This window comes from Bacteroidales bacterium, from assembly GCA_018334875.1.
In the GTDB taxonomy this organism is placed as follows: domain Bacteria; phylum Bacteroidota; class Bacteroidia; order Bacteroidales; family UBA12077; genus JAGXLC01.
The window spans coordinates 1-4601 of record JAGXLC010000320.1 but is presented as its reverse complement, the minus strand read 5'-3'; the positions used below and the strand labels follow the sequence as shown (position 1 = coordinate 4601).

General features: G+C 40.9%; 4 protein-coding genes. 1 reads left to right on the top strand and 3 read right to left on the bottom strand.

Annotated elements, in window-relative coordinates; translation table 11 throughout:
* The coding region (locus tag KGY70_17330) for a glycosidase (protein MBS3776964.1) at positions 1-931 on the top strand (931 nt) is incomplete at its 5' end.
* Positions 932-1333: 402 nt separating this feature from the next.
* Here the strand turns inward: KGY70_17330 and KGY70_17325 are convergent.
* Genes KGY70_17325 through KGY70_17315 form a run of 3 tightly spaced genes read right to left on the bottom strand, consistent with a single transcriptional unit; the run spans position 1334 to position 4425 of the window.
* Complete coding sequence (locus KGY70_17325) at positions 1334-1888, bottom strand: hypothetical protein (protein ID MBS3776963.1); 555 nt, start codon at positions 1886-1888, stop codon at positions 1334-1336.
* Positions 1889-2167, bottom strand: a complete 279-nt coding sequence (locus KGY70_17320; GenBank protein MBS3776962.1) for a hypothetical protein — start codon at positions 2165-2167, stop codon at positions 1889-1891.
* A gap of 11 nt (positions 2168-2178) precedes the next feature.
* Entirely contained in the window at positions 2179-4425 is a 2247-nt protein-coding gene (locus tag KGY70_17315; GenBank protein MBS3776961.1) for a glycosyltransferase, read from the bottom strand.
* Between the last annotated feature and the right edge of the window lie 176 nt (positions 4426-4601).

Sequence of the window (4601 nt, the reverse complement as noted above, 5' to 3'; positions counted from 1 at the left end):
TACCTATACCAAACACATATTTGAAAAGAAGCTGGAGGAGATGGGAATCCCTGTTAATCTCAGCCATCAGGTGCTTGAACGGCTGCCCGAAAAGTTCGTTTACCCGGAAATTAAACGAACTGTTCAAGAACTGCTGGAAAACAATGAAATGACGATAGAAAAGCAAAAGGTTTTAAAAGAGGTCCTGTGGCTGGCGGATTCACATTATGAGCTGAAGTTTTCACTGGACACTGATATATCCGAACGAGCCATATTCCCCATCATGGAAACGGAAAAACAGGGGATTGAAGATGCCCGTTTCGTCAGGTTTATGGATTCCAAAGGCATTGTGGATTATTATGCCACCTATACCGGTTACGATGGCTATACAATCATGCCCAAATTGCTTCATACCAAAGATTTTTTTCATTTCAGGTCCATGCCGCTGTTTGGCCGGTATGCCCAGGATAAAAATCTCGCCCTTTTTCCCAGGAAGATAAACGGTAAGTACGCTATGCTTTCCAGGTACGACGGACAAAACAATTACATCATGTATTCCGGTCAGATCAACATATGGGAACAGGCCAGAATCATCCAGGAACCTACCCGACCATGGGAACTCATTCAGGTGGGCAATGGCGGTTCCCCGCTGGAAACTGAAAAGGGCTGGCTGCTGATCACCCATGGGGTTGGCCCTCTACGCAGGTATTCCTTGGGTGCCTGCCTGCTTGATCTGGAAAATCCCGGCAGGGTAATCGGACGGTTAAAGGAGCCGCTGCTGGTTCCCAATGAAAAGGAAAGGGAGGGTTATGTCCCTAATGTAGTATATACCTGTGGTGCAATGATCCACAACAGGCATCTGATCCTCCCCTATGCTATGGCCGACTATTCGAGTGGATTTGCCCTGGTGGAATTGGATGAGCTCCTGGGAGAGCTGCTTTCTAATGGGTAGGTAGAATGAATGAGCGAATGAGTGAATGATAAAATGATTGGATGATTGAATGATTGAATGGCCTGCCCGTCGGGATTGGTTGATTGTCATTTATTGTCATAGGTAGTCATTATGTTGTCATTAAATTGTTTGACAGGAGTTTGATCGTTTGATGTTTATGATTAAATTGTCAAATTGTTAAACTGTTACATTGTCAATAATTTATTAGCCATCTAAATGTATAAAATCTCTTCGACCATTTGACAATTTAACAATGTATCAATATAGCAATTTAACAGTTTAACAATTTAGCAATTTGCCAATTTATCTCTTTTGGAGCGGTTCCCTGGAATTTTTGAGACAAAGTTCCACGAGATCTTCAATTTATGCCTCTCCCATACACATCACCGAATCTGCAGCACCTCAGTATATTTTTATAGATCCGTCCGGTTCGGGGAGGGCACCACAGGTAAACACTACATTGGGAACATAACCAGTTGTCTCATAAATTTCTTCCGGTTCAAGGATCCAGTCATCTGCCACGCCCAGAACCTTTGAAGGATCATCCTTATCATTTAATGCCACTCCAAGCCGGTAGATGGTATTGTTTATAGTTGAATAGGCAGCATGAAAGATATTAAGCCAGCCGGGAGGGGTAAATACAGGCGGAGCACCCGTACCCATTTTCATTTCATCCCAGTGATAATGCACCGGATTAATCAGTACCCGCGATTGACCCCAATAAACCAGATCGGGAGAATAAGAAATCCAGATACCCCAGGAATTAATATCCTGATGGGGCCTGTCCAGCCTTAAATACAAATTATGGAATTTTTTCGGGAAAATCACCACATTTCTGTGATCCGACGGGGTGATCAGAGCCAGTTTATCTACGGATACAAAGACCTGTGTCCTCGCTAATGCGTTGCGTACACCATAACGGGAATAAGCACTATAAGTGAATGAGGTACTCACCATCTATAGAGAAATACGGGGGTCTTCCACGCCATATTCCTCGTAAAAACCAAAGGGACCGTTTTCATTCGGGATCAGAAAAGGTTCCTTTCTGGATTTAAAGTGATACCCGTCATCGCTCTCAGCCAAACCAATTATGCTCCGGCCATTTCGGATATTTGATCTGAAAAGCATGATATACCTGCCGTTGTATTTAACAACACCAGCATTATATACCGTAGCAAAGAGATAGGGAATATCTTTCTTCGTTAATATCGGATTTTTGGCGTATCGTTGAATCATCGTCTTTTGTGTCAGGGATTTTTAATTTGAAAATATTCTTCTTCATAAGCTTCCAGAACTGATAAATGGGCAATAATATAAGCAAGAGTACTTTCGGTGCCTTCATTCTTGCTAACACCTTTGAAAGTTAAACCTTGGTAACAACCTCCCGACTCATGATCATACAAAGGTACGTTCAGTTGATTTTCTCCAAGAAACCAAAGGTAACAGTTAAATAAACGCTCCAGATACCTGTGGTTTTTAAATAGTTTGAAGGCCTGATGATATAGCAAAATCATCCCCATGGCTTCAGTAGATTTCTGATTATACTCAGAGATCTCAGTTCCGGGAGATAACCATCCTCTGCTTCCAACCGGGGTAAAATAGTTATCACGGAAAGAAACCATTGTAAGGAAATCCATGCTTTTTTTACCCATCCGTAAAACCTCCTCATCTTCCACTACATTATAAGCAAGAAGCATAGCCAAAGGCAAAATTCCGTTATCATAGGTCATCTTATTTTCAAACCATGGCCGTTCTTCTGTCGCATAGGTATGAAATGATTCTTTCAACCGGCCGGTAAGTGTGATCAACCATTGCGTTATTGTTTCATTCTCCTGAAACTCCATCAAAAACAAGCTTATTCCTATAATGGTATTGGCGATTCCCCTAACCGAATGCAAATTCTCAAATTGACCGACAGATTTCAAAAAAATCTTTTTCCCGGTTTGTTTATAACTATCGTTGGGTTTGTGGCGTATTAAATAACCTAATGCCCATATGGTTCTTCCAAACGCATCTTCAGTTCCGCATTGATCCCTGAAATTCCTGTTGAAGCTAAGATAATTCCTGAAGGTGCCGTCCCAGTTTTGCATATATTCAATATAACTGAGATAGCGAGGTATGTAATCCAGCAATCTCCGCTCTTTCCGCTGATTATAATACATCACAGCCATTAACAAGGCACGGGCATTATCATTGATACTATAGCCCCCTTTCAACTGGGGAATACCGTATCTGGCCTGTCTTACTATGCCGGTATCATCGGTTAACCGATAAACATGATCGAGTATCAGAGTGGGCATCACAGTTATATCTATGGCTTCCTCCTTTGGTACGTGGGGCAATTCAACAGGTTTAGATAATTTCCTGTATAACTGCAGATATTGTTTGCCAATTCGGGGCCAGCGAAGCCTTTTTCCATATTCAAACGCCTTTTTTCGATACTTTTGGAGTTTTCCCGGATGATCAAGTAAATCTAGCAAGATCACGGATAACATGACATGATCCTTAAACCCAAAAAGTATTCCCCTGCCATTACCCAGTAATTCTTCTGCATGCCAATAAGGAGTGGAAAGCACACATGACCCTGCCCCAATTGCATAGGAAAGTGTTCCGCTGGTTATTTGTTCCCTGGTAAGATAAGGTGTAAAATACAAATCAGAGATTGTGAGATATTCTACGAGTTCTGTTTCTGAAACAAATTGATCATAAAAAAATACATGATCCTGCAATTTATATTTTTTTACAAGCATCTTCAGATACTGCCGGTATTCTTCACCCGATATTCTTATAACTTCCGGATGGGTTTTTCCAAGTATGATATACAGTACTTCCGGATGTTTTTCTATTACTTTGGGCAAGGCATGCAGTGCGGTTTCTATCCCTTTATTTCTAACCAATAAACCAAAAGTCAGTATAATCTTCCGGTCTTCGAATCCATATTTTTCCTTTAATTTATTCCCGGCTGAACCATCAAAATCCGGTACTCCATGTTCAATCAGGTGAATCTTTTCCGGTGGCAGGTCATAGATATTCCGAAGAAAATTAACGGCCAGGTTGCTCATTACAGTTATTTTTGATGCAGTTGCTCCTATTTCCCTTATGACAGTCTTTTGAAGATAGGAAGGATTTTTCAGAATGGTATGAAAAGTAACTACAAGCGGTATTTGAAGCCTTTTGATCAGGGGAAGGATATAAACTCCCTGATCACCTCCCAAAATACCAAATTCATGTTGCAATACACAGACATCTGCTCCGCTAAAATTTATAAATCGTGCTGCCTGTATATAATCTTTCTGATGGTTTGAGCGGATCACATGTTTCACTTCTTTCGGATATTCACGCTCTGTTATATTTTCATCCAGTGCCACAACAATGGCCTCTTCTTCCACTGAAGTGTCTTTGAGATTGGCGGAAACAGCATGCACCAAATTGTTGTTAAAGGTGCCGATACCACACTTTCTGGGTGGGTACGTGGAAATATAAGCTACTTTCATTGGTTTAGACTGTTATGATCTGTTATATGCTCACTTTCCATGTAATTAGAGCCTGCTTGAATTTATAGGAAAACTCTAATTATACCTCCCATTAAGCATATCTGAATTCGTTAATCGCTATAAAACTTACAAACTGGGGGCGAGTCAAAAATGCCTCTAAAATTAATATTTTTTAG